Source organism: Sphingomonas azotifigens NBRC 15497, assembly GCF_002091475.1.
In the GTDB taxonomy this organism is placed as follows: Bacteria; Pseudomonadota; Alphaproteobacteria; order Sphingomonadales; family Sphingomonadaceae; genus Sphingomonas; species Sphingomonas azotifigens.
The window spans coordinates 1-25,479 of sequence record NZ_BCTR01000063.1 but is presented as its reverse complement, the minus strand read 5'-3'; the positions used below and the strand labels follow the sequence as shown (position 1 = coordinate 25,479).

Here is a 25,479-nt window from a genome sequence, read left to right as displayed (position 1 = left end):
TTTACATGAAGCTTATGTTGCGGTTTCCGAAAAGCAAGCGCTATTTTGGGTCACCTGAAAGGCCGCAACTTGCTTCGCCAAAATTCTGCTAAATGTCTATATTTACACGTTTTTATCTGACCACCGCCCGATCCAGATGCGATTTCCAATAGTAGGCCGCACCCGGAACAACGTCGGCCCACATGCCCAAAATGCGACAAAATACGCAGCACAACACGCCACATGAAGCGAATTTGCGTAAAGCTTTACAAACGCGGCATGTCATGGGTAGGTAGGCATGGTCGGGACCCGCCCGAGCAGCGATCGGATGATATGACCATGCAATCCACGACGTTCGGCGTCGATCTCATCACCTTCTTCCATCCTGGCTTCTGGGACTGTGCCGACGAGTCGGCGGTGATCGCGCTGGGAGACAGCGATCCGCGCGCCTTCTGGGACCGGATGCTGGATGCGCTCGTCGCCAGCGGCATCGACGGCATCGAACTGACCTTCGCGCCGTTCGACTGGCGGACTGCGGTGCGGGCTTATGGAAACACCGCCGGCTTCGTCGCCGCGCTGTCGGCGCGCGGGCTGCACGTGATGAGCGGCTTCTTCGCCGATGTGGCGATCGGCGGCGATCTCGACGATCCGGCGCGGCGCGCTGCCCATGTCGAGTCGGCCCGCGCTTATGCCGAATTCCTGCACGCGGCAGGCTGCGATGTCATGGTGATGGGCCTGCCGATGCGGCGCAGCTGGGACCATGTGCCGCCGATGTTCGTCGATATCGAGCTTGCCCGCGGCGTCGCCGCCTTCTGCCATGAACTGGCCGCCGCCACGCTCGGGCACGGCGTTCGCCTGGCGCTGCACACCGAGGCGCACTCGATCTTCTGCACCGCCCGCGACATCGATCTGCTGATGCTGCTCACCGATCCGGTCTATGTCGGCTTCTGCCCGGACACCGCGCACATCACGCTGGTCGGCTCGGATCCGATCGCCGTCGTCGAGCGCCACAAGGATCGCGTCCTCGCCGCGCACTGGAAGGACGCGCAGGGCCGAGTGACGCTCCGCGAGCCCATCGATGCGGGCATCCACCATGCGCATCGCCCGCTGTTCCGCGCGCTGGGCGCGGGCGAGGTGCAGTGGGACGCGTGGATCGCACTGCTCGACACGATCGGGTTCGACGGACCGTCGATCCTCGAAATCGATGCGGTGGCCGACCCGGCGGGCGAACTGCGCCGCTCGCGCGCCTATGTCGACGCGCGGCTGGCACACCATGCGCGGGCAAGGCTTGAACTGGTCGGCTAAGGCCGAGGATCGGGAGGGCGATGCGATGAACGGCCGACTGACACTGCGCGAAAAGCTGGCCTATGGCCTCGGCAATTTCGGCATCAACCTGCCGTTCGGCATGAGCAATGCCTTCCTGATGTTCTTCTACACCGATGTCTTCCACGTCGATGCGGCGACGGTGGGCACGGTCTTCCTCGTCGCGCGCGCGGTCGACGCGGTGTTCGATCCGTTCATGGGACTGCTCATCGATCGCACCGAGACGCGGTTCGGCAAGCACCGCCCCTATCTGATCGCGCTGGCACTGCCCTTCGCCCTGTCGAGCATCGCCGTGTTCACCGCGCCCGCGCTCGCCGGCGCGGCCAAGCTGGCCTATATCTTCGCCAGCTACACGCTGCTCGGCCTGCTCTATTCGGCGGTCAGCCTGCCGCTCAACTCGATGCTGCCGACGCTGACGCGCGACCCGCGCGAGCGCAACGTCACCAACGCGACCCGCGAGTTTCTCGGGTCGAGCGCGGTGGTCGGCGTCGGCTATGTCACGCTGCCGCTGGTATCCGCATGGGGCCATGGATCGGCGCAGACCGGGTTCCTGCGCGTCGCCGCCTGCTTCGCGTTCCTCACCATCGCCGGCCTGGTGCTGGCCTTCTTCAATACCCGCGAGCGCGTCGCCGCGCTCGAAAGCCCGCCGCGGCTCACCACGCGCCAGTCGCTCGCCGCCACCCGCGGCAACTGGCCGTGGATCGCGACGATGCTGGTCAATTTCTTCTTCTGGGTTGGGTTCGGCGGCCATGTCCAGTCGGTGGTCTATTATGCCCAGCACGTCGTCCGGCGCCCGGATCTCGTGCCCGATCTGATGCTCACCATGGTGGCGATGCTGCCGATGATCGCGGCATCAGGCTGGTGCGCGAACCGGCTGGGCAAGAAGGCGGTCGGCATGATCGGCAGCGCCGTGGGGGCGCTCGCCACCGCCGCCACGCCGCTATCGAGCGACGCGACCTGGCTGATCGGCGCCAATCTCGTCGCCTATGCGGGCCTGGGGCTCAGCGCCGGGCTGCTCTTCTCGCTGATGGCGGACGCGGTCGATTATGGCGAGTGGCGCAACGGCTTCCGGGCCCAGGGCTTCCTGTTCGCCGCCTCGAGCTTCGGGGTGAAGCTGGGGATGAGCGTCGGTGGCGCGGCCGGGGCCTGGCTGCTCGCGGCGAGCGGCTATGTCGCCGGCGCGCCCGCCACCGCATCGGTGATCGCGGGCATCGTCTGGGCGCATGTCTGGATGCCGGCGGCCAGCTATGCCGCGATGGCCGCGAGCCTGCTTCTGTTCGTCTTCGCGCGCGACTACCGGCCGGGCGCCGGCGCCCGCGCGTAATCCGCCTGGGAAACCGCGAAATGCGCTTCGATTACATCATCATCGGCGCCGGTTCGGCCGGCTGTGTCCTGGCAGAACGCCTCACCCGCGATGGTCGCAGCACCGTGCTGCTGATCGAGGCCGGCGGCACCAATCGCTCGCTGCTGGTCTCGATGCCGCGCGGCATGGCGAAGATCTGGGGCAATCCACGCTATTATTGGCAGTTCCCGGTGGAGCCGCAGCCCTTCCGCCCGGCCGGCGAAACCTGGATGTACGGCCGCGGTCTGGGCGGCTCCAGTGCGGTCAACGGCACCTGGTATTATCGCGGCCAACCCCAGGATTACGACGCGTGGGAACAGCAGGGCAATGCCGGCTGGAACTGGCAGACGATCGCCCGCTGCTACCGCGAGCTCGAATGCTATCGCGATCCCGAGGCAGCGAGCGGGCGCGGCATCGATGGTCCGCTGGAAGTCACCCGCAGCCGTGATGATTCGCCGCTCACCCACGCGCTGCTGGCGGCCGGCCGGGAGATCGGATTGCCGGTGCTGGACGACGTCAACACCCCCGCCCGGGCGGGCATCGGCCTGTCGCAGATGACGGTGGATCGCCGCGGTCGCCGGGTCTCGGCCGCCACCGCTTTCCTCAAGCAGGCGCGGCGCCGCGCGAATCTGACGATCTGCACCGATGCGACCGTGCAGCGGGTACTGATCGAAGCCGGGCGCGCCACCGGCGTCGTCTGTACCCGCGCCGGGCGCGACGTCACCTATCACGCCGCGCGCGAGGTGATCCTGAGCGCGGGCGTGCTGCAATCGCCCAAGCTGCTGCATCTCTCGGGGATCGGCCCCGCGCCCGTGCTGGACGCGCTCGGCGTACGACCGATCGTCGACAATCCCGCGGTCGGCCGCAACATGGCCGAGCATATGATGGTCTCGATGTCCTTCCGGCTAAATGGCATGGCGGGGCAAAACCGCGAGTTTCGTGGCTGGCGGCTGGCGGCGAACACGCTGCGCTATCTGGCGACCGGCACCGGCCTGATGGCGGCGCTGGTGCCCGATGTCAGTGCCATGCTGTCCACTACTGGGGACGATCGCTGGCCCGACGTCCAGCTCGGCATCGCGCCCTTCTCGATGACGACCAGCGCGGACGACAAGCCAGAGGCCGGGCGTGGCACCACCGATGCGTTTGCCGGCATCACGGTCGTCGGCTTCTATCTTCGCCCGGCCAGCCGGGGGCGCGTCTGGGCGAAATCCACCGATGCTACGCTGCCGCCTGCGCTCGCAGCGAACTGGTTCGACGCGCCCGAGGATCGCGTCGCGATGCGGACGATGATCAAGACGATCCGCGCCTTTGTCCGCCAACCCGCCCTGGCCGGCTTCGTCGGCGAGGAACTCGTGCCGGGCGCGCAGGCGAAAACCGATGCCGAGATCGACCGCGCCGCGGAGTGGATGCTGAGCACCGGTCTGCACGGCACCGGCACCTGCCGGATGGCCCCGCAGGCGGCGAGCGCAGACGGCATTGGCGGCGTGGTCGATGCGCGGCTCCGGGTACATGGCGTCGAGGGGTTGCGCGTCGTCGATTGCGCGGTGATGCCGACGCCGATCTCGGGCAATACCAACGGCCCGGCGATGGCGGTGGCGTGGCGCGCGGCGGAACTGATCCTCGAAGATCGGGACCGGCACTGACGCCGCCCGCGGGCCCGCCCCCTCCTCCTGCGGCCGGTCTGACGGCTGCAATGATATCGTTTACAGGCGAATTGCGCTCCGCCTCCCACAAAAGCGGTCCGACATTGCCGGGCCGCAGCCCAACCGCTAGGCAGGCCTGATGGCCAATATCAAGGACATTGCCGAACTTGCCGGCGTTTCGATCGCCACGGTGTCCCGCGCGCTCAGCCAATCCGCCTCGGTTCGCCCCGCGACGCGCCGCAAGATCGACGAGGCCATCGAGAAACTCAACTATCGGCCGAACATGCTCGCCTCGGGCCTCCGGCGCCAGCGCAGCAACAATATCATCGTCGCGGTCCCGAATATCTCGAATCCATTCACCTCACGCTTCGTCCAAGGGATCGAAAACCTGGCGCGCGAGGCGGGGTATCGGGTGCTACTGGCGATCACCGAGTCGGACCAGATGCTGCTCGACAGCTATGTGAAGATGATCGCCGGCAAGCAGGCGGACGGCCTGATCGTCCTCGACACGGTCCAGCCCTGCAGCCCGCGCGAGGATAGCGAGGACACGCCGACGCCGATCGTGCTGGCGTGCGAATATCCGCCAGACACCACCCGCTCGCGCGTCCGCCACGACAATGTCGAGGCGATGGCCGCCATCGTCGACCATCTCGTCCGCCTGGGCCATCAGAAGATCGCCGCCATCACCGGCCCGATCGAGCAGCGGATGGGCCTCGATCGGCTGAGCGGGTTCAAGCTGGGAATGCGCCGCGCCGGGCTCGACGTCGCGCAGGCACCAATCGCCTATGGCGATTTCTCGCTCGATGCGGGCTATCGCAGCACCGCCGAACTGCTTGCCCGGGGCGACGCGTTCACCGCCATCTGCTGCGCCAGCGACGAGATGGCGATCGGTGCGCTCGCGCGGCTGCGCGAGGCCGGCCTCAAGGTGCCCGACGACGTCTCGGTGACCGGCTTCGACAATCTGCGGGTCAGCGCCTTCTCGATCCCGCCGCTGACCACTGTCGACGTGCCGATCCAGGGCACCGGCGAGGCCGCGATGCGGCTGATGCTCGATCTGCTGCGCGACCCCGAGGAAGCCCCGCGCGAGGTGATCCTTCCCCACAAGCTGGTCGTTCGCGAATCCACCGCGCCGGCGAAAAAGACCGGGCGTGCCGCTGCCTCGAAATAGCCGCGCCCGCCTGAATGCGTATCGTTTACATTGGAGCAGGCCGCGCCCCTCCCTGCCCCGATCCTAGGCTGGAGCGGTGGCCCATACCACCGCCCCGCGCCCTTCAGAACTTGTAGCCCAGTTCCACGCCGTACAGCCGCCGTGCCCCCGGCGCGATGAACGACCCGCCGAACTCGATCGCCGGAATGACCTCGGCGACATAGTTGCGATCGAGGAAGTTGTTCGCAAACGCGCTCACCTTCCATTTCGCGCCTTCCAGGCCCAGCCGCAGGTCGAGCACGCCGAACGCATCGCGCCGGCTGCGGTCGAAGCGGGCGTCGCCGAAGCTGGCCGGCAACGCCAGCGCCGAGATCGGCGCCAATGCGCTGAACAGCGTCGGACGCACCTGGTCCTGCACCGTGGCAAACCAGGTCGGGCCGGTGATCCGATAGTCCGCCCGGAACACCAGGTGCAGCCCGTCGCGGACCGGCACTTCCATCTGGGTACCGAGGTTGATGGTGTAATCGGCCGTGTAGGGCGATTTGTTGCCCACGGTGTAGGGGCGCGCGCTGTTCTTCTTGATCTCGCTGTCGGTGTAGTTGAACGCGCCGAACACGGTCCAGCCGGGGATGATCCGCGTGTCGAGATTGAGTTCGCCGCCCTTCAGATCGACGCGATCGATGTTCGAGACGACGCGCAACAGCCCGAAGCTGCCGACGAAGAACTCGAAGAACTGCATGTCGCGGACCTGGGTGTAATAGCCCGCCAGATTATAGTTCACCCCCAGCAGCCGCCCCTTGATGCCGGCCTCCCAGGCGCTGGAGCGCTCCTTGCGATACACGTCGTTGATCGTGACGCCCGCATTGATCGTGCCCGGCGTCACGCCGTCGTCGAAATTGGCCGCGACCACCGCCGCCGATCCCTGGTTGTTGAAGCCGCCCGCCTTGAAGCCCACGCCCCAGTTGGCGAACAGGTTCGTGCGATCGGCGATCTCGTAGCGCAGGCTGATCTTGGGTTCGAGCAAACGGAAGGTGCGCTGCTGATCGGGGATCGCGCCGCGGGTCTGGCCGGGGTTGATCGGGCCGCCGGTGAACGGATCGGTGACGACCGGCACCAGATTGTGCACGTGCCGTTCCTCGATGTCGTAGCGGAGCGCCACCGTCGCATCGAACTTGTTCTGCTTGTACTCGGCCGAGCCGAACGCCGCATAGACGTTGGTGCTGAAGCGATCGGAGAAGAGCTGCGAGGTCGGATTGTCCGAGTCTGGCGCATTGTAGAGCTGCTTGATGACGCCGTTGCCGGTATCGCCGCCCAGGCTCACGCCGACGTCGCGCTTGATGTGCAGATAATAGGCGCCGACCTGCCAGGACAGCGGACCGGCGGTGTCCGATTGCAGCCGGATCTCGCCGCTGTAGTCCCGCTGGTTGCGAACCTGGTACTGGGTGCCGTCGCACGTCGTCGGCGAATAGGGGCCGAAGGTGGAGCCGTTGGCCGGCGCGAACAGGAACGGTACCGGGATCTGCCCGATCGACGCCGGCGGGCTAAGCGGATAGCCGGTCAGCGCCTTGGTCGAGGCGAAACAGGCATTCACGGTACGCTGGCCGGCCGGCTGCACCGCGCTGATGTAGCGGGCGAAATCGGCCGAGGTGCCGTCGGCGGTCAAGTCGTTCTTGATGTCGCTGTAGAGCGCCCAGCCGACCAGCCGTACCGCGCCCAGCGCCTGGTCCAGCTTCGCCGACGCCTCGATCGTCCGCTGGTCGTTGGTTGGCCGGATGTTCGAATAATAGACGAAGCGGTGCGCGTTCACGTCTTCATAGAAGGCGGGGTTGACGGCCCCGAACGCGGGCAGCTGGAAGGCGGCGTTGAAGGCGATCGACGCACCATGGACTTCGCCATAGCGGGCCTTCAGGTCGATCGTCGTATCGGTGCCGTCGCCGAACAGCAGGCGGCCGTTGACGTCCCACACCTCCTGGTTGTCGACGACATTCTGCTTGAGGAAGTCGTTTCGGAAAAAGCCGTCGGTGGTGCGGTAATTGCCTGCCAGCACGAAGCCGAGCCGTTCGGTCAGCGGCCCACTGAGCAGGGCCTGGCCTTCATAGGTGCCGGCATTGGCAACGGTAGCGCCGATCGATCCGGACAGCCTGTCGGTCGGCTTCGCGGTCTGCACGACGATCGCGCCGGCGGCGGCGTTGCGGCCATACAGGGCGCCTTGCGGCCCCTTCAGGATTTCGATCTGCCGCAACGCGCCTTGCTGCTGGTTGAGGCCCGCGGTGTTGGTCTTGAGGATACCGTCGACCACCAGCGCGACCGAGCTTTCCGCGTCGCGGGCGCCGTTGATGCCGCGGATGTTGATCTGGTTGTCGCCCGCCTCGGTAGTGGACGCGACGATCGTGACGCCGGGCGTCAGCTTCACGAAATCGTCCGCTCGGGTGATGTTCGCCCGTTCGATCGCCTCCGCCGAAAAGGCGGTGATCGATGCGGGGACCTGGTCCAGCCGTTCGTTGACCCGCCGCGCGGTGACGATGATCTCGCCGCTGCCCTGGTTCGCCTCGTCGGCCCGCGGCCGGGGGGAAGGCGATTCCTGCGCGGCGATCGGTTCGGTAGTCTGGGCCGCCGCCGGTGCGACTAGAACGGCAGCGATCGACGCGCCGAGCAACAACTCGATCTTCTTCATCAAGCCCCCCATTTTTTGTGGTTAAATCAGCACATTGGCTCCGCTCATGTAGACATAGACCTCCTGGAACCGGTCGCCCCGGATGCGCCAGAAGTTGGTGTTGAACAGCCGTGTCACCTGTCCGTCGGCATTGGTGAGCACCGCTTCGAAACTTGCCGAAATGCGGCCATTGGCGACATCGGCGGTGATCACGAAGTCCTTGTGGACGATGGTCGTCCAGCTTTCGAAGAGATCCACGAACATGCGGCGGATCTGGTCTTTCCCGACATGCCGATCGAACGACGTCTGCGTCGTCAGCATCGCGTTGTCGTGAAAACAGTCGAGTACCGCGTCGAGATTCTTGCGATCGACCTGCGCGAAATATTTCTGGATGGCGAGATCGATCAGCGCGTCGCGCCCGAGAGAAGTTTCGTACTGCATCAGTCGCGCCCTTCCTTGAGCAAATTGTCGCCGCTCATGTAGACAAAGACGCGGCTGAACTTGTCACCCTCCAGATAGAAGCGGTTGCAATTCTCGTAACGGAGCTGCGTGCCGCCCGTGGGGGTGATCAGCACCGTGAACTGCGACGAAATGGCGTTCGCCTGCACGTCGGCGGTGTGGACGAAATTGCCGTGCCAGAGCTGTTCGAAATCGGAGAACAGGCGGCGGAACATCGACGCGATCGCATCGATGCCGTCATGCACGGTGTTGCTGGTCACCTCGGTGAGCACCGCATCCTGGTGAAAGCAATCGAGCACGCGCTCGATCTGCTTGTTGTCGACCGCGTCGAAATAGCGCTTGGTAACGATGTCGATCAGATACGGGTACTGCCCCGCTTCGTGCGGAGACATCACATTCACGTTCATAGAACCCATCCCTTCCGGATGTCCCCGTCCTTGCCCACCTCGGGTGCGGGGAACGCCTTCTTGCTGTGCGTCAGGCCGAGCGAGACCAGCGTCTCGGCGGTCTTCCAGGCGATCACGCCGGGATTGATGACCGGCACCGGCAGCGCGCGCGCCAGGAAGCCGGCGGACTGGTGCATGGTCGTCGATCCCAGCAAGATCACGTCGGCGCCGTCCTCGTCGATCGCGCGGCGTGCCTCGCGGGCGAGCGCTTCGAAGATCACCTCTTCCTTGCCGGCGAGCAGTTCGGTGACATCGGGCCGGGTTTCGATCGAGCGCAGCGAGGCGACACGGGTCCACCAGCCATATTCGGTCAGCGTCTTCTCGTAGAGCGGGAACCATTGCGGCCACATGGTGAGGATGGAGAACTTCTTCCCCAGCATCATCGCCATCGCGAATGCCGCCTCGCCCGGCCCGATCACCGGGATCGACAGCCGCGAGCGCAGCGCCCGGACGCCGGAATCGCTTACCGTGTCGACCACCACCGCCGCATAGCCCTGCGCCTCGGCATCGATTCCGGCCTGGAACACCGTCCAGTCCATCAGCAGCATGTCATGATAGCTGTCGCCCAGCGCGGCACCCCAGGGTACGGCGGCGAATTCGGGCACAAACCCCGGCCCGACCAGCCCGTCGGCGAGTTGCGAGCGGCGATTGGAGACGCCGGCTTCGTCCATTGGTATGGGCACGATAACCTTGACACGGTGCGGCATAGCGAGCTCCCCGTCAGTGAACGAATCGATGCTATTGTATACATATTGCCGCCGTCAAGGCCCCTTCATACCTATTAAGAAAAGCCGTTCAGGAGGACGTTCCATCCATGGCCAAGGCCGCTGACACCGCGTATCGGATCATCCGCAACGACATCCTGTCGGGCGCGCTGGCACCCGGCGAACAGATCCGCGAGGAGGAACTGGCCGAGGCGTGCGGCGTCTCCCGCACCCCGGTCCGCGAGGCCCTGCGACGCCTGGAAGCGGAACGGCTGATCCGCCGCGCGGCCCAGCGCAGCTTTGTCGCGGCGCTGTCCAACGAGGAAGTGGAAGAGGCCTTTATCCTGCGCGGCATGCTGGAAGGCCACGCCGCCGCTCGCGCCGCGGAACGGATCACCCAGGAGGATCTGGAACAGCTCTTCGCCAGCGTTGCCGCCTGTGCCAGGCTGGCCAGAAGTGCCGATCTCGACGTCGACAGCTTCCTCCTCCACAACCGCGAATTCCATGCCACGGTGCTGCGCGCGGCCGGCTCGGAACGCCTGTCCGAGCTGCTCGCGGCGATCGTCGAGCAACCAGTCGTGATGCGCACCGCGCGCCGCTACAGCTCCGAGCAAATCGCCCGATCGATCACCGAGCATGAGGAACTGGCGGTCGCGTTCCGGCACCGCGATCCGGAATGGGCGCGATCGGTGATGACCGCGCATGTGCGACGCGCCTTCCACACCTTCGCGGAGACGATCGAGAAATAATCTCGCGACCCGCTTGACGACGCTCCACCGACTTGATTGTATACATTCACGGAGGTTCTGGTGCAGATCGAAATCGTCGAAGTGGGCCCGCGCGACGGGCTTCAGAACGAACCCACCATCGTCTCGACGGCAGCGAAGCTCGACCTCGTCGCCGATCTGCTCGCCGCTGGCGTCACGCGAATGGAGGCGACCAGCTTCGTCAATCCGCGGCGGGTGCCGCAGATGGCCGACGCCGACATGCTTTCGGCGAGTCTCCCGCGCGGCGCCTGCCGCTATATCGGGCTGGTCCTGAACGGACGCGGCGCCGAACGCGCGCTGGAAGCCGGCCTCGACGAACTCGGCGCGGTCTGCGTCGCTACCGACGGCTTGGGCATCGCCAACCAGGGCCAGAACAGCGAGGAATCGGTAGCATCGGCCCTGGCGATCATCGCCGCGGCCCAGGCCGCCGGCCGCACCGGCCAGGTGACGATCGCCGCGAGCTTCGGCTGCCCCTATGAGGGCGAGGTCGACGAAGGCCGGGTCGTCGCGATCGCCGAACGCCTGGCGGAAGCCCGACCGAGCGAAATCGCGCTTGCCGACACCATTGGCGTCGCGGTGCCCAAGGCCGCCGGACGGCTCGTGCGCCGCGTGGCCGAAGCGGTCGGCCCAATCCCGGTGCGCGCCCATTTCCACGACACGCGCAACACCGGGATCGCCAATGTCTGGGCCGCGGTGGAAGCCGGCGCGCGCACGATCGACGCGTCGCTGGGCGGCCTGGGCGGCTGTCCCTTCGCCAAGGGCGCGGCCGGCAACGTAGCGACCGAGGACGTCGTCTACATGCTCGAGCGCTCGGGCGTCCGCACCGGACTCGATCTCGATGCGCTGCTGGCCGCCTCCGAGCGGCTTTCCGCCGTGATGGGCCGCGCGCTCCCCGCCATGCTCGGCCGTGCCGGCCGGTTCCCCGCGACGACTTCAAGGAGTTGATCTAGATGACCTATCGTTTGGGCGTGGACGTGGGTGGGACGTTCACCGATCTGCTGCTGTTCGACGAAGTCTCCGGCCGGTTCTGGCGGGACAAGACGCCCTCCACGCCGCACGACAGCTCGGTCGGCATCCTCACCGGCGTGCGGCAGATCTGCGAGACGGCGGGCGTCGCGCCGGCCGAGATCGAGACGTTCCTCCACGGCACCACCGTCGCCACCAACGCGGTGCTGGAAGGCAAGGGCGCCCGGGTCGGCCTGATCGTGACCGAAGGCTATCGCGACATCATGCAGATCGCGCGCAGCTTCGTGCCGGGCGGGCTCGCGGCATGGATCGGCTGGCCCAAGCCAACCCCGCTGGCTGCGCTGGAGGACACGTTCGACGTCGGCGGCCGCATGGGCGCGGACGGGCAGGAAGTGCGCCCGCTCGACGAGGAGCAGGTGCGCGCGGCGCTGCACGCGCTGAAGGCCCGCGGCGTCGAGGCGATCACCGTCTCGTTCATCAACGCCTATCTGAATGGCGCGCACGAAGCCCGCGTCGGCGAACTGGCGGCCGAGATCCTGCCGGGCATTCCCGTGTCGCTCAGCCACGAGGTGCTGCCGGAGATGCAGGAATATGAGCGGACGCTCTCCACCGTCGCCAATGCCAGCGTGCGACCGGTGGTGAGCCGCTATGTCGGCAACCTTCGCTCGCAGCTGCGCGACACCGGCATGTCCGGGCGGATCGCCCTGCTGCGGTCTGACGGCGGCCTCATGTCCTCGGAAAAGGCCGAGGAGCAGCCGGTCAACATTCTGATGTCGGGGCCCGCCGGCGGCGTGACGGGCGCGCTGTGGGTGGGCCGCAACGCCGGGATCAACAACATCCTGACCCTCGATGTCGGCGGCACCTCGACCGACGTTGCGCTGATCGAGAATCTGGAGCCGCGCCGCGTCCGCACGACCGAGGTCGGCCATCTGTCGGTGCGCGCGTCGTCGCTGGACGTGAAGACCGTGGGCGCCGGCGGCGGCTCGATCGCCTATGTGCCGGCGCTGACCAAGGCGCTGCGCGTCGGCCCGCAATCGGCGGGCGCGGTGCCGGGCCCGGTCGCCTATGGCAAGGGCGGATCGCAGCCTACCGTCACCGACGCCAATGTCGTGCTCGGCTATCTTCCGGAGGCGCTGCTCGGCGGCACCTTCAAGCTCGATCGCGAGGGCGCGCGCGCCGCGGTGCAGACGATCGCCGACGCCCTGGGCATCGGCCTGATGGAGGCGGCGCGCGGCATCATCGACATCGTCAACGAGAACATGTTCGGCGCGCTGCGCATGATCTCGGTCCAGCAGGGCTATGATCCGCGCGACTTCGCGCTGATGGGCTTTGGCGGCGCCGGGCCGCTGCACGTCAACGCGGTGGCGCGGCTGATGGGCAGCTGGCCCGCCGTGTCGCCGGTCTCCCCCGGCGTGCTGTGCGCGCTCGGCGACGCGACCACGCGCGTGCGGACGGAAACCGCCCGCTCCTTCTCTCGCCCCGCGCACGCGATCGACGCGGCCGAACTGATCGCCGTGCTCGACGAGATGGCGGCGCAAACCCGCGCCGAACTGATCGCGGACGGCGTGCCCGAAGCCGATATCACGATCGAGTTCGAAGTCGATGTCCGCTACGAGGGCCAGGCCTTCGAAGTCGCGCTGACGATCGATCCCGAGGCGTTGCAGCGCGACGGCATCGCCAGCGTGACCCAGCGCTTCGATGCCGAGCATCTGCGGCTGTTCACCTTCAACATGGAAACCGCGCACGAGATCGTGAACCTGCGCGCGGTCGCGCTCGGTCGGGCGCTCGATCTGCAGGCCGCCCGGCTGCCCGAAGGCGATGGCGATCCCGCCGCCGCCAAGCTGCGCGACCATCGGCTGTGGATGGACGGGCGCGAGCAGGACGCGGTGATCTACGACCGTGCACGGCTGCGCGCCGGCGACAAGATCCCGGGCCCGGCGATCGTCATCGAAATGGATTCCACGACCCTGATCGAATCCGGCCACATCGCCACCGTCGACGCGGTGGGCAACATCCTGATCTTCCCCGCCTGAAGGAGGGACCCACATGTCCGCTACCATCATCGAGACCGACGCCACGCCCTTTGCCGAGCGCGCGGTGGATCCCGTCACGCTCGACATCATCGAAAACGCGCTGCGCAACGCCCGCGTCGAGATGGACGCAACGCTGGTGCGTACCGCCATGTCGCCCGGCATTCGCGAACAGGGCGACGCCTTTCCGCTGATCGCCGACCACAAGGGGCGGATGATCGTCGGCCAGTTCGGCTCGTTCATCGGCGGCTTCCTGGAAGCCTATGACGGGACGGTGGAGGAAGGCGACATGTTCCTCCTCTCCGATCCCTATAGCTGCGCTGGTGCGGTCAGCCACTCGAACGACTGGCTGGTGTTGCTGCCGGTGTTCAGGAACGGTCGCCTGCTCGCCTATACCTCGATCTTCGGCCACCAGTCCGACATTGGCGGCCGGGTGGCGGGATCGATGCCGATCACCGCGCGGACGATCTTCGAGGAAGGCGTGCGCATCCCGCCGGTGAAGATCTGGTCGCGCGGCCAGTACAACGCCGATCTGGTGGCGCTGGTGATGCACCAGACCCGCAAGCCCGACTGGTGCAAGGCCGATCTCAACGCGCTGATCGCCTCGTGCCGGGTCGCGGCCCGCCGGGTGCTCGAACTCGCCGACCGGTTCGGCGAGGATCTGTATGTCGCCGCGACGCAGGAGCTTCTGAAGCGCAACCATCGCGCCATGCAGCAGCTGATCGCCGCGTCGATCGGCGAGGCGCCGGTGTCGTTCGAGGATTATATCTGCGACGACGGGCGCGGGCACGGCCCCTATCGCATCCGCTGCACGATGTGGCGCGAGGGGGAAAAGGTGGTCCTCGATTTCGCCGGGACCGATCCGCAGTCCAGCGCCTCGATCAACTTCTTCCTCAACGAGAACATGCTGCGGATGTTCTTCGGCATCTACATGATCATGGTGTTCGATCCGCAGATCCTGTTCAACGACGGGTTCTACGACCTGATCGACGTCCGCATCCCGGAGGGATCGCTGCTGCGCCCGCGCTTCCCCGCCGCGCTTTCCGGACGGACCCATGCGCTGGGACGGCTGTTCGACATTCTCGGCGGGCTGCTCGGCCAGAAGACGCCGGAATTCCTCAATGCCGCCGGGTTCTCGTCGAGCCCGCATCTGTTCTATTCGGGCACCGATCGCACCGGGCGCTATTTCCAGCTGTTCCAGATCGGCTTTGGCGGCATTCCCGGCCGGCCGCTCGGCGATGGTCCCGACGGCCATTCGCTGTGGCCGGGCTTCACCAACGTGCCCAACGAGTTCCTGGAGCGCTATTTCCCGCTGCGAATCGAACGCTATTCGACCGAGCCGGATTCGGGCGGGGCCGGCCTGCACCGCGGCGGCAACGGCATCCATGTCGCCTATCGGTTCCTCGAACCCGGGCTGATCGCGGTGCACGACGATCGCTGGTTCATGCATCCCTGGGGCGTCAATGGCGGCCAGCCGGGCGCCCGCGCGCGCAAGGAGCTCGAACGCGCCGACGGCACCCGCGAAGTGATCGGCAACAAGGTCGAGGATGTCGAGGTGCAGGCGGGCGACGTGCTGCACTTCATCACCTGGGGCGGCGGTGGCTGGGGCGATCCGCTGGAGCGGGATCCGGCGCTGGTCGCGCGCGAAGTGCGCGAGGGGCTGGTCACCGCCGAGGGCGCGCTTCGCTACGGCGTGGTGATCAGCGACGAAACGGTCGACGCTGCCGCGACCGACGCGCTGCGGACGCGGCTGCGGGCCACGCGCAAGCCGGCGGAAAGCGTGTTCGACTATGGCGGCAGCGTCGAGGAACTCCGCGCCCGGTGCGAGGAGGAAACCGGATTGCCGGCGCCCCGCCCTCCGGTCTGGCAAGGCGCGGAGGCTGCGTGATGGAACCCACAGGAGCATTGGCCGGCGTTCGCGTGATCGAACTCGGGCAGCTGATCGCCGGCCCGTTCTGCGGCCAGCTGATGGGCGACATGGGCGCCGACGTCATCAAGGTCGAACCGCCGGGCAAGGGCGATCCCATGCGCGCCTGGGGCCATGGCGAGCACAAATTGTGGTGGGAAGTCGTGTCCCGCAACAAGCGCTCGGTCTCCGCCAATCTCCGCATCCCCGCCGGGCAGGAACTGGTCCGCAGGCTGATCGAACATGCCGACGTGCTGATCGAGAATTTCAAGCCGGGCACGATGGAGAAATGGGGCCTCGGCCCCGATCGGCTCCATGCGATCAATCCGCGGCTCGTGATCGTGCGGGTGTCGGGCTACGGGCAGACCGGCCCCTATTCCACGCGTGCCGGCTTTGGCGGCATCGGCGAGGCGATGGGCGGCTGGCGCAACATCGTAGGCGATCCGGACCGCGCGCCCAGCCGCATGGGCGTGTCGATCGGCGATTCGCTGGCGGCGAGCTATGCCTGCATGGGCGCGGTCGCGGCGCTGTACGCGCGCGAGCGCACCGGCCGCGGCCAGGTCGTCGATTCGGCGCTTTACGAAGCGGTGCTGCAGGTGATGGAGAGCCTGGTCCCGGAATATCAGGTCTCCGGCTATATCCGCGAGCGATCCGGCTCCAAGCTGCCGAGCGTCGCGCCTTCGAACGTCTATCCCTGCGCGGACGGCGAATATCTGATCGGTGCCAACCAGGATGCGGTGTTCGCGCGCCTGGCCACCGCGATGGGTCAACCGGAACTGGCCACCGATCCGCGCTATGCCGATCACGTCTCGCGCGGGCGCCATCAGGACGAGCTCGACGCGCGGATCGCCGATTGGACGCGCGGCCTTACCGTCGAGGCGCTGGAGCAGTTGATGATCGAGCACAGCATCCCCGCGGGCAAGATTTACCGCGCGCCGGAGATGCTGGCCGATCCGCACTTCGCCGCGCGCGAGGCGCTGATCGAGGTCGAGACCGAGCGCTGGGGCAAGGTGACGATGCAGAACGCCTTTCCCAAGCTCTCCGACACCCCCAGCGCGGTCCGCACGCCGGCGCCGGCGCATGTCGGCCAGGACAATGCCGCCGTCTATGGCGAACTGCTCGGCCTCGGCGAGGACGATCTTGCCCGGCTGCAGACGGAAGGAGCGATCTGACGATGGGCGACGCTCTGGCTGCCAGCTATCGCGCCTTTGACGGTCGGCTGCCGTTCGGCGCGCGGCCGGCGGTGCTGCTGATCGACATGGTGCGCGCCTATCTCGATCCCGCCTGCCCGCTCCACATCGGGCAGGCCGCGGAGGACGCGATCACCGCCGCCGCGACACTTGCCAGGGCGGCGCGCACCGCCGGCGCGCCGGTGATCTTCACCAATGTCAGCTTCCGGCCGGACGGCCGCGACGGCGGGCTGTTCTACCGCAAGGTGCCCGTGCTGTCGGCGTTCCACGAAGGGGCGGCGACCGGCGCGTTCGATCCGCGCCTCCAGCCGGAAGCGACCGACCTCGTCATCACCAAACACTATGCTTCGGCCTTTTTCGGCACGTCGCTCGCGTCGACGCTGAATGCCCTGGGGGTCGATACCGCGGTGATCGGGGGCTTCTCCACCTCGGGATGCGTCCGGGCGACCGCGCTCGATACGCTGCAGCACGGCTTCGTCCCCTATGTCGTGCGCGATGCCTGTGCCGATCGCCACCCCGGTCCACATGAAGCGAACCTGTTCGATCTGCAGGCGAAATATGCCGAGGTGGTCGGGCTGGAGGACGCGCTGGCGCGGCTGGCCGGCGCATGAGCCAGGCACCGCGCACGCTCTACGAAAAGGTGTGGGACGCGCATGTCGTCCACCGGCTGGACGACGGCACCTGCATCCTCTTCATCGATCGCCATCTCGTCCATGAAGTCACCAGCCCACAGGCGTTCGAGGGGCTTCGGCTGGCCGGGCGGCAGGTGCGGCGGCCCGACCTGACGCTCGCGGTGCCGGACCATAATCTCCCGACGACGCCGCGGCGCCGGGCCGATGGCAGCGCGATCCCGATCGAAGACCCGGAAAGCGCCGCCCAGGTCGATGCCCTTGCCGCGAACACCGCGGCCTTCGGCATCCGCCACATCGGCCCCGCCGATACCGAGCAGGGGATCGTCCACGTCGTCGGCCCGGAACAGGGCTTCACCCTGCCCAGCACGACCCTGGTGTGCGGCGACAGCCACACCGCCACCCATGGCGCGCTGGGCGCGCTGGCGTTCGGGATCGGGACGTCGGAAGTCGAGCATGTCCTCGCCACGCAGACGCTTCTCCTGAAGCCTTCGCGCACGATGCAGGTACGCGTCGATGGCGTACTGGGCTTCGGCGTATCGGCGAAGGACGTCGCGCTGGCGATCGTCGGCCGCATCGGTGCGGGGGGCGGCGCCGGCCATGTCATCGAATATGCCGGCGACGTCATCCGCGGCGCCTCGATCGAGCAGCGCCTGACGATCGCCAACATGTCGATCGAGGCCGGCGCACGCGCCGGCATGATGGCGCCGGACGAGACGACCTTCGCCTATCTGCAAGGCCGCCCGCTGGCCCCGCGCGGTGTCTTGTGGTGGGAGGCGGTGGCGGACTGGCGTCGCCTGGCGAGCGATCCCGGCGCGCGGTTCGATCGCACGATCGCACTTGCCGCGGCGGAGATCGCCCCCAACGTCACCTGGGGGATCAGCCCGGACGATGTGGTGCCGATCACCGGTTGCGTGCCGGACCCCGATGCGCTGGACGCGGCCGATGCCCGCAGCCGTGCCCGGCGCGCGCTCGACTATATGGGGCTCCACCCCGGGCAGCGCATGCAGGATGTCGCCATCGAGCATGTCTTCATCGGCAGCTGCACCAACAGCCGCATCGAGGATCTGCGCGCGGCCGCGGCGGTACTGAACGGGCGCAGCAAGGCGCCGGGCGTCAAACAGGCGCTGGTCGTGCCCGGCTCGGGACTGGTCAAGCAGCAGGCCGAACGGGAGGGGCTGGATCGCATCTTCGTCGCCGCGGGGTTCGAGTGGCGCGAACCCGGCTGTTCCGCGTGCCTCGGCATGAACCCCGACAGGATTCCTGCCGGCGAGCGCTGCGCCTCTACCTCGAACCGCAATTTCATCGGCCGGCAGGGGCCGGGCGCGCGCACCCACCTTCTCTCCCCGGCGATGGCGGCAGCCGCCGCGGTGACGGGGCGGCTGACCGACGTGCGCGAACTGATACAGGGGAACGATCTCGTATGACCCCGCTTCGCACCGTGTCCGGCCGGGCGATTCCCCTGCCCATGTCGAACGTCGACACGGACATGATCATCCCCGGTCGCTGGCTCAAGAAGATCACCCGCACCGGCCTGGGCGCGGGCGCATTCGAGGAACTGCGCGCGGCGCGCGCCACGCCGTTCGACGATCCCGCGTTCCGCGACGCGCCGATGCTGATCGCGCGGGACAATTTCGGCTGCGGCTCCAGTCGCGAACATGCCGCCTGGGCCTTGCTCGACCTCGGCATCCGCATCGTCATCGCGACCAGTTTCTCCGACATCTTCGCCGGCAACGCGTTCAAGAACGGCATCGCCACGGTCCAGCTTCCGGCCGGAGACATCGAGCAGCTGTTGGACGTCGCCGCGCAGGCGCCGATAGGCTTCGATCTTCCGCAACAGATAATCACCACCCCGGACGGAAGCGCCTTCGGCTTCGACTACGATCCGTTCCGCAAGCATTGCTTGATGGAAGGGCTGGACGAAATCGGCATCACCCTCTCGTACGGAGCCCTGATCGCTGCCCATGAAGAGCAAAGCGCGGCGTGGCGCCGGACAGCCGCGATCGCACCCGTCGACCGCTAGCTACCATCAGATCGTCAGCTCGACGAACAGCGCCTCCGATCGCACGCGTTGCAGAAAGCCGGCATCCGAACAGATCGTCTTTCCGGTCGGATCCTTCCCTGGCTCGGCGTCGCCACGGAGAATGCGCCCCTCGGTGCGCGTCATCAGCCGGGCAAGCAGGTCTGGATAGGGCATGTCCCAGCCGCGATGGACGGCCTTGCCGTTCTTGGTTCGGCGAGCCTCGGATTCAACCACGGGAATCATGGCAACGAGCCCCGGGTGCGTCATCAGCGCGAGGCCAAGCTTGTCGAGCGTCGCGTTGTGGCTGGCGTGGTGACCGACCTTGTACAGCACGGTTCTGCCGAGCAGTTCCGTCGCCGACACCGTGCTGCCCGCCTCTGGGGCAGGATAGTTCTGAAGGTGCCAGGACATCCAGTTCCCCACCTGCGCGTCCGCGGCGAATAGCAGCACGTCGCCGCCCGGCGCCACCTCGAACGCCAGCACGAGACTGGTGTTATTGGTGTCGTTGTCGAGCTTGAGGGCAAGCGAGCCCGCCGCACTCAGCCAGGCATGGTCGATGTTGCGCCAGTCGTTCCCCGGTGCCCGGTAGCGGGACCACAACCAGCGCGCTGCCGCGCCGTCCGCGCCCTCTTCGACCGCCGACGCCGGAATCGCATGCAGGTTCGCGAATGGCGACGGACCGTCTGGGTCGAGCGCCTCCTCCAGGGACTCGGCCGCCGCATATCGTTCGTCGAGCGCTGCGGCGAAATCCACTGTCAAATAGGTCTGCTTGCCCACCCCCGGCGGCTGCGACCTGGTGAGATAATCCGGGTTGCGCGAAGGCCCGAGAACATAGGCGCGTAGGCCATGTTCGCCGGGCGTGACGTGGATCTCGCCCGGCTCCAGATACTTCACGGTTCCCGTCTTCTCGGCACGCGCGATGAGTTCTGGGATGATATCCGTCGAAGAGAGTCCCCCGCCCAGCGCGAGCGGACCGTTGAACCGCTCGATGCTCGACGTCACGTCCACCCCGGCCGCTGCGGCGCGGCCCGCGGCGCGCGATACCGTCTTCTTCGCCCGCTCGCTCTTCTTTCGCAGCGGATCGGCCTGCCCGTCTCCGCGCCGTTCGGTCCAGGCCAGCCACAGCGTATCGATCTGCATCTTGTCGATGAGCAGGTCGCGCGCGTGCTTGAAGCCCGAGATATGGTCCCAGTGCTCGTGCGTGATCACGACAAGGTCCAGCCTGCCTTCGGTCGTGGCGAAGAGGTTCTCGGCAACGCCTCGCATCCGCTTCGCTTCGCCGGGCACCTGCTGCAGGACGCCGCAATCGATCAGGATGTGGACGCGCTGGTCCCGCGACGCGGCGGGATCGCCGATCGTGATCAGGAAGCAGTCGCCGAGCAGCCCCTGATACATGCGGACGCGGATGGGTGCGTTCATGGCCGCGCTCACTGCCGATGCGCGAAGGCAAAGGGCTCCGCCATGGCTTGGGTGGAGAAATAGGTAGCATAAAGGCCGGCAGACTGCTCGCCGCTCAACCAGCGGCGTTGCCTGTCGAGGCGCTGGTCGTCGTCGATCCGCTTGCGGACCGCATAGCGAACCGAATTGTCGGTAAGATCGATCACCAGGGTGGCGCCGCCGCGAAAGATGAAATCGCGGTTCTTCCGCGCGAACTTGGCATCCTTGTCCGCGCGCGCCTGCTTCTCCGGATCGTCGAAGGCATAGCGGCGCTGGGTTACCTCGATGATCAGTTCGCGAGCCTCCTGCCCGTCCGGGCCACTTCTCCGAGCGATGCGGGCGGAGTGAATCTCCACGGCAGGCCGGCCCTTGTAGGTCTGGGACTCGGCGATGGACGCAAGGCCGCCCGCCGCAAGCTTGATTCCCAGAAGCTCCTCCCAAAGCGCGATCTTCGCAGGATGCTCGTCGTCGGGGGACATCAGCCATCGGTGGATCTGTGCCTGATTGTTCCGGGACTGCTGATAGATCTCGGCGCGGCGAAAGACGGGCTGGAGATCGAGTTGCTGCACAAGATCCGCGAACAGCGTCGGATCCAGCGCGGCCTCGGGCGCTTCCCAATAGAGGCTGTCGGGCGCCATGGAGAGCCAGCCCTGCTGATAGATGCCACGCCTGCGAAAGGCGTCGGTCAGGATGATGCGGTAGCAGCGGGGGTCTTCGGGAACGAGGTCCCGGTCCGCGGTCAGGATCGCCCGGAGATACTCGCCGAACGTCACGTCCGTGACCGGCAGGTAATCGAGCCCACGCACGCACATGCGAAGGACATGCTCCGCCGCCTTCGCAGCTTCGGATGCCAGCCGATTGACCAGGTCGCGCGACAGTTCCTCCCCCGTCGGTGCCGAGCGGCCGGTGGCGATGCGCATGAGGTCCGCCGTTCGGCGTTCGAAGATGGTCAGGAAGGCGTCGAACACCGCGCCCACCAGGATCGCGCCGCGAGCGTGCGGCTCGAGAACGGTCTGGTACAGCGTGGGATCGGGATCCTGGAGCTTCTGCGTCGCGGGATCGATCTCCCGGTCGATGCCGGTCCGCAGCGCATGGCCGCCGCGGGTTGCCTCGCCAAACTGTCCGGCAAGCCCGCTCAGCAGCCGATCCATCTGGAGCCGCCCCGAGGTGGCAGAGATCTGATGCGCGACCATCTCGGTCATCGTGAAATGCTGCAGCAGCGCGACCAGGTCGGCGAACGCCTCGTGGAAGGCGAAGGTGTCGGGGCCGATCTCCTCGATGGAGCGACGATGCATGCCGTGCAGGATCGCGTGCGCGGTCTCGTGCGCGATGATGTCGTGCGACAGGCAGGTGAAGACCCACCCGCCGCTACCCTTGCCAGGCGCGGCCATGTCGCGGAAATAGCCGAACAGCAGCGCGGTCTTCTCCGGCGAGTAATAGGCGTTCGCCTCGGCAAGCGCATGCGGATAGATGCGCAGCCGCTGGATGAACTGCTCGTTCTGATCCGCAAAATGACTGGACCAGAGCACCTTGCGCCCGAGCGCGCGCTCGAAGCCGCGTATCGTCTTCATCGCCACCGCATAGGCCATCTGCTGGTGGAATTGCGGCCGCCCCTCGGACGGCGGCAGGCCGTCCTGCGCGAGCAGATCGGGGTGGTTGGGATCAAGGGGCGCGTAGAAGCGGTTGGCGGGCGCGTCGAAATCGACCACCTCGAGATATTCGCCCGTCGGCCCCAGCGTCAGCGGCTCCTCATAGGAGGCTTCCCACGGAAGCGAGATGATCGCGTTGTTTATTGTTGCGGTTTCGGGCGTGAGCGCGGCCCTGGGATCGAGCGCATAGACGCGAAAGCGCCGCATGGCCGGCCGGGGATAGGGCGCGCCGCGCGCATGGGTGGCGGTTGCGGTATCGGAGACATCGCGGTCCATTGCGCCAATATCCTCGCCTGTGCCTCGCCCCGGCGAGGCCTGCCCTCAGCTCTTGTATTCGAAATCAACGATCGCGCCGCTGGCGAACTCGCAGTCATTCCAAACTGTTTGAACCGTCTTGGTGTTTTCGTCACGAAGCTGGATCGTGTATTTCTTGCCGGTATCGACCGAATAGCCGGCCACCCGCGGGAAACGCGCGCGATTGGTCAGGAACAGCTTCAGCAGGGCACTTGGCGGGCGCGCATTGGCACGGATGGTGCCGGCGTAGAGGGGCCCACGGGTGCCGTTCGCATCGGTCTCGATAAGCAGCACAGCAAGCGGCGCCTCGGGATTTTGCCGATCCGCGGTGACCGAAATCCACGCCTTGTTCTCTGGCGGCGTGGGTGGCGGATCCAATCGCTGTGCGGGCGTCACCAGCCCTAGGCTCGCCATCATGTTGCGCACGCCGGCGCTGCCGCCGGCGAGGATCAGGCCCGATACCACAATGTCAAGCGCGACCGGAAACCGGTCGGCGCTGGCAGTACCCAATGTCGTGCTCAGCCTCGACACGATGTGGAAATCCAGCCCCCACGCGACCAGGACGCCGAGCAGCAGCGCAATGGGCATACGCGCGTTCCGGCGGTTGATCGTGTCAAGGAACACCGGCCAGGTGAAAAGCGTCGCCAACGCGGTCTCGAGCAATATCGCAAGCGCGAACAATGCAAAAAGGACCTCGGCGATCGCATCCGCCTTGATTCCACTAGGCATCAACCCCCCGCTATTCGTATATGGGACACTGGCCGCACCGAATCGCGCAACCCTTCACCTATCCTTGATTATCACCATAGCCGAAATGGACTTGATCGGACAATATCATTATCGGCGATCGGACAATTCGGGACGGCGATCCTTGGCGTTTCCGAAAACAATTGCCCCGCTCCTGCCAATCCATGGGCGTCGCTCGTCCAAGCGCCATGCATTCCGCTTGCACGCCAACGGTTTGACGCGCCTGCACTTTGCTGGCAGTTCGTCTCGCAACTGCGAAAGGCGTCGGGGTGCGGATCGTCATTGTCGATGACAGCGGGGCCCGCGCATCGGTCCTCGAAGAGGGGCTGCGCGAGGCGGGCTATGACGACATCCATTTCGTGCCCCCGCGCGGCGCGTTCGTCGCCCGGATCGAGCGCATGGCGCCCGACGTCGTGCTGATGGATCTCGGCAGCCCCAGCCGCGACACGCTGGAAGAGATGCTGCTGGTGAGCCGCGCGCTCGCCAAGCCGATCGCGATGTTCGTCGACCAGTCCGACGACGCGATGATCGGTGCGGCGATCGATGCCGGCGTGTCCGCCTATGTCGTGGACGGGTTACGCAAGGATCGCGTCAAGCCGATCCTCGAACTGGCGGTGCGGCGGTTCACCGCCTTTTCCCGGATGCAGAGCGAGCTGGACGAGGCGCGCACCGCGCTCGCCAACCGCAAGACGATCGACAAGGCCAAGGCACTCCTGATGGCACAGCGCGGAATGAACGAAGCCGATGCCTATGCGCTGCTGCGCTCGACGGCGATGAACCAGGGCCGCCGGCTCGTCGACGTCGCCGACGCACTGATCACCGCGAGCAGCCTGCTCGGCGGAGGTGCGGCATGACGCCGCTGCGCGCCGCCTTCCTGCCGCTCACCGACAGCGCGGTGCTCGTCGCCGCGCGCGAGAAGGGATTTGCCGAGGCGCAGGGGATCGACCTCGAGCTGGTGCGGACGACCAGTTGGGCGACGCTGCGCGACCGGCTCGTCTATGGCCAGGTGCAGGCGGCGCAGATGCTCGCCCCGCTGGCGGTCGCGGTGACGCTGGGGCTCAGCCAGCAGCCCGCGGCACTGTCGGCGCCGTTCAAGCTCAACAGCAACGGCAACATGCTGGTGATGTCCGGCGCGTTCGCCGCGGCATTGGAGCCGGACCTTGTCGCGCGGCTCGCCGATCCGCTGGGTACGGGGCACGACTTCGCCAGCGCAATCGGCCTGTTCCGGCGAAAGCCCATCCTCGGTATCGTCCACCGCTTTTCCGGCCATGCGCTAATGCTGCGCTACTGGCTGGGCAGCGTCGGCGTCGATCCCGATCGCGACGTGGTGCTGCGCGTGCTGCCGCCCTCGCTGACGGTGGAGGCGATGCGGCTGGGCGAGATCGACGGGTTCATCGCCGGCGATCCCTGGCCGGCCGCGGCGATCGCGCAGGGGCTGGCCGAGGCGGTCGCGATCGGCGCGCGGATCTGGCAGCGCGGCGTCGAGAAGGTGCTGGCGCTGCGCACCGACTGGATGGAGGCCAATGCCGAGACGGTCGACCGGCTGCTGGTGGCGCTGGCAGGGGCGGCACGCTGGTGCGACGATCCGGCAAATCGGGGCGAACTCGCGGCGTTGCTGGCGCACCCCGGCTATGTCGGCGAATCCGCCGAGTTGATCGAGGCTGGGCTGGCGGGGCACATCATCCCGCGTGCGGATGCGCCAGCGGTGGCGCAACCCGATTTCCTGCTGTTCCACCGCGAGGCGACCGCGTTCCCGTGGCGCAGCCAGGCGCTGTGGATCTATTCGCAGCTTGTACGTTGGAACCAAGCGGAAGGAAGCGCCGAGGCCGAGGCTGCCGCCGCCGCGGTGTTCCGGCCCGATGTGTACCGCCGCGCACTGGGCGCCAGCGGCGAAGCGATGCCAGGGGCGAGCATGAAGCTGGAAGGCGCGGTAACCGCACCGACCGGCGTCGGCGCCCACCGCGCAGCGCTGACGCTGGGACCGGACCGCTTCTTCGACGGCCGCGTGTTCGATCCGGAGCGGCTGGACGAGTATCTGGCGGGATTCTGAATCCTTCTTGGCCACTCCTCCTGCGAGAAGAGTTCGGGGGGTCAAGGGACTCGAGAACAGAGCGTGGCCTCGGTGAGACACTGCCCCACCCCAAA

The 25,479-nt window shown here is 66.9% G+C and carries 21 protein-coding genes; 14 read left to right on the top strand and 7 right to left on the bottom strand.

The features are described from left to right. Nucleotides 1-312: 312 nt before the first annotated feature. The 4 genes from SAZ01S_RS19070 to SAZ01S_RS19055 all read left to right on the top strand — a co-directional run bounded on the left by SAZ01S_RS19070 (nucleotide 313) and on the right by SAZ01S_RS19055 (nucleotide 5,455). Complete coding sequence (locus SAZ01S_RS19070; protein WP_245825020.1) at nucleotides 313-1,284, top strand: sugar phosphate isomerase/epimerase family protein; 972 nt, start codon at nucleotides 313-315, stop codon at nucleotides 1,282-1,284. Further along, nucleotides 1,268-2,626: an MFS transporter gene (locus tag SAZ01S_RS19065; RefSeq protein ID WP_245825018.1), complete on the top strand. Its 1,359-nt coding sequence runs from the start codon at nucleotides 1,268-1,270 to the stop codon at nucleotides 2,624-2,626. The genes SAZ01S_RS19070 and SAZ01S_RS19065 overlap by 17 nt, the downstream gene beginning before the upstream one ends. A gap of 20 nt (nucleotides 2,627-2,646) precedes the next feature. Continuing rightward, complete coding sequence (locus SAZ01S_RS19060) at nucleotides 2,647-4,287, top strand: GMC family oxidoreductase (RefSeq protein ID WP_084583861.1); 1,641 nt, start codon at nucleotides 2,647-2,649, stop codon at nucleotides 4,285-4,287. A 139-nt stretch (nucleotides 4,288-4,426) separates the two neighbouring features. Further along, entirely contained in the window at nucleotides 4,427-5,455 is a 1,029-nt protein-coding gene (locus SAZ01S_RS19055) for a LacI family DNA-binding transcriptional regulator (protein ID WP_084583860.1), read from the top strand. Between the two features lie 103 nt (nucleotides 5,456-5,558). Here SAZ01S_RS19055 and SAZ01S_RS19050 read toward each other — a convergent pair whose 3' ends face one another. From SAZ01S_RS19050 to SAZ01S_RS19035, 4 genes are read right to left on the bottom strand one after another with little or no spacing between them, the layout of a single operon-like run. Beyond that, on the bottom strand, nucleotides 5,559-8,108 hold the full coding sequence (locus SAZ01S_RS19050) for a TonB-dependent receptor (protein WP_084583859.1): 2,550 nt from the start codon (nucleotides 8,106-8,108) through the stop codon (nucleotides 5,559-5,561). A gap of 21 nt (nucleotides 8,109-8,129) precedes the next feature. Further along, a complete protein-coding gene (locus tag SAZ01S_RS19045) occupies nucleotides 8,130-8,528 on the bottom strand; it encodes a nuclear transport factor 2 family protein (RefSeq protein WP_084583858.1) in 399 nt (132 codons plus the stop codon). After that, on the bottom strand, nucleotides 8,528-8,953 hold the full coding sequence (locus SAZ01S_RS19040) for a nuclear transport factor 2 family protein (protein WP_245825016.1): 426 nt from the start codon (nucleotides 8,951-8,953) through the stop codon (nucleotides 8,528-8,530). Before SAZ01S_RS19040 ends, SAZ01S_RS19045 begins: the two co-directional genes overlap by 1 nt. Next, on the bottom strand, nucleotides 8,950-9,699 hold the full coding sequence (locus SAZ01S_RS19035; protein ID WP_084583857.1) for an aspartate/glutamate racemase family protein: 750 nt from the start codon (nucleotides 9,697-9,699) through the stop codon (nucleotides 8,950-8,952). The genes SAZ01S_RS19040 and SAZ01S_RS19035 overlap by 4 nt, the downstream gene beginning before the upstream one ends. 107 nt (nucleotides 9,700-9,806) lie before the next feature. Between SAZ01S_RS19035 and SAZ01S_RS19030 the strand changes: the two genes are divergently transcribed. Genes SAZ01S_RS19030 through leuD form a run of 8 tightly spaced genes read left to right on the top strand, consistent with a single transcriptional unit; the run spans nucleotide 9,807 to nucleotide 19,207 of the window. Then, entirely contained in the window at nucleotides 9,807-10,445 is a 639-nt protein-coding gene (locus SAZ01S_RS19030) for a GntR family transcriptional regulator (protein WP_084583856.1), read from the top strand. 57 nt (nucleotides 10,446-10,502) lie between these two features. Then, nucleotides 10,503-11,408 (top strand): hydroxymethylglutaryl-CoA lyase, encoded by a 906-nt coding sequence (locus SAZ01S_RS19025; protein WP_139810150.1) that lies wholly within the window; start codon nucleotides 10,503-10,505, stop codon nucleotides 11,406-11,408. A gap of 5 nt (nucleotides 11,409-11,413) precedes the next feature. Beyond that, nucleotides 11,414-13,462 (top strand): hydantoinase/oxoprolinase family protein, encoded by a 2,049-nt coding sequence (locus tag SAZ01S_RS19020; RefSeq protein ID WP_084583854.1) that lies wholly within the window; start codon nucleotides 11,414-11,416, stop codon nucleotides 13,460-13,462. A 13-nt stretch (nucleotides 13,463-13,475) separates the two neighbouring features. After that, on the top strand, nucleotides 13,476-15,347 hold the full coding sequence (locus tag SAZ01S_RS19015; RefSeq protein WP_084583853.1) for a hydantoinase B/oxoprolinase family protein: 1,872 nt from the start codon (nucleotides 13,476-13,478) through the stop codon (nucleotides 15,345-15,347). Next, on the top strand, nucleotides 15,347-16,537 hold the full coding sequence (locus SAZ01S_RS19010) for a CaiB/BaiF CoA transferase family protein (protein WP_084583852.1): 1,191 nt from the start codon (nucleotides 15,347-15,349) through the stop codon (nucleotides 16,535-16,537). The genes SAZ01S_RS19015 and SAZ01S_RS19010 overlap by 1 nt, the downstream gene beginning before the upstream one ends. Nucleotides 16,538-16,539: 2 nt before the next feature. Then, nucleotides 16,540-17,166: an isochorismatase family protein gene (locus SAZ01S_RS19005; RefSeq protein ID WP_084583851.1), complete on the top strand. Its 627-nt coding sequence runs from the start codon at nucleotides 16,540-16,542 to the stop codon at nucleotides 17,164-17,166. After that, the gene (gene leuC / locus SAZ01S_RS19000; RefSeq protein ID WP_084583850.1) at nucleotides 17,163-18,611 is read left to right on the top strand and encodes a 3-isopropylmalate dehydratase large subunit; all 1,449 of its coding nucleotides are present in this window, start codon (nucleotides 17,163-17,165) and stop codon (nucleotides 18,609-18,611) included. The genes SAZ01S_RS19005 and leuC overlap by 4 nt, the downstream gene beginning before the upstream one ends. Continuing rightward, nucleotides 18,608-19,207: a 3-isopropylmalate dehydratase small subunit gene (gene leuD, locus SAZ01S_RS18995; protein WP_084583849.1), complete on the top strand. Its 600-nt coding sequence runs from the start codon at nucleotides 18,608-18,610 to the stop codon at nucleotides 19,205-19,207. Before leuC ends, leuD begins: the two co-directional genes overlap by 4 nt. A gap of 6 nt (nucleotides 19,208-19,213) precedes the next feature. Here the strand turns inward: leuD and SAZ01S_RS18990 are convergent, their stop codons facing one another. The 3 genes from SAZ01S_RS18990 to SAZ01S_RS18980 are packed head-to-tail and all read right to left on the bottom strand — an operon-like array spanning nucleotide 19,214 to nucleotide 23,316. Then, the gene (locus tag SAZ01S_RS18990; protein ID WP_084583848.1) at nucleotides 19,214-20,626 is read right to left on the bottom strand and encodes an MBL fold metallo-hydrolase; all 1,413 of its coding nucleotides are present in this window, start codon (nucleotides 20,624-20,626) and stop codon (nucleotides 19,214-19,216) included. Nucleotides 20,627-20,634: 8 nt separating this feature from the next. Next, complete coding sequence (locus tag SAZ01S_RS18985) at nucleotides 20,635-22,569, bottom strand: gluzincin family metallopeptidase (RefSeq protein ID WP_084583847.1); 1,935 nt, start codon at nucleotides 22,567-22,569, stop codon at nucleotides 20,635-20,637. Nucleotides 22,570-22,614: 45 nt separating this feature from the next. After that, nucleotides 22,615-23,316 carry a hypothetical protein gene (locus SAZ01S_RS18980; RefSeq protein ID WP_139810149.1) on the bottom strand — a complete coding sequence of 234 codons (702 nt, stop codon included), beginning with the start codon at nucleotides 23,314-23,316 and terminating at the stop codon, nucleotides 22,615-22,617. A 287-nt stretch (nucleotides 23,317-23,603) separates the two neighbouring features. On the opposite strand from SAZ01S_RS18980, the gene SAZ01S_RS18975 reads away from it, so the two are divergent. Together SAZ01S_RS18975 and SAZ01S_RS18970 are read left to right on the top strand one after the other, a co-directional pair. Further along, the gene (locus SAZ01S_RS18975; protein ID WP_084583845.1) at nucleotides 23,604-24,188 is read left to right on the top strand and encodes an ANTAR domain-containing response regulator; all 585 of its coding nucleotides are present in this window, start codon (nucleotides 23,604-23,606) and stop codon (nucleotides 24,186-24,188) included. After that, nucleotides 24,185-25,384 (top strand): CmpA/NrtA family ABC transporter substrate-binding protein, encoded by a 1,200-nt coding sequence (locus tag SAZ01S_RS18970; protein WP_084583844.1) that lies wholly within the window; start codon nucleotides 24,185-24,187, stop codon nucleotides 25,382-25,384. The genes SAZ01S_RS18975 and SAZ01S_RS18970 overlap by 4 nt, the downstream gene beginning before the upstream one ends. Nucleotides 25,385-25,479: the final 95 nt, after the last annotated feature.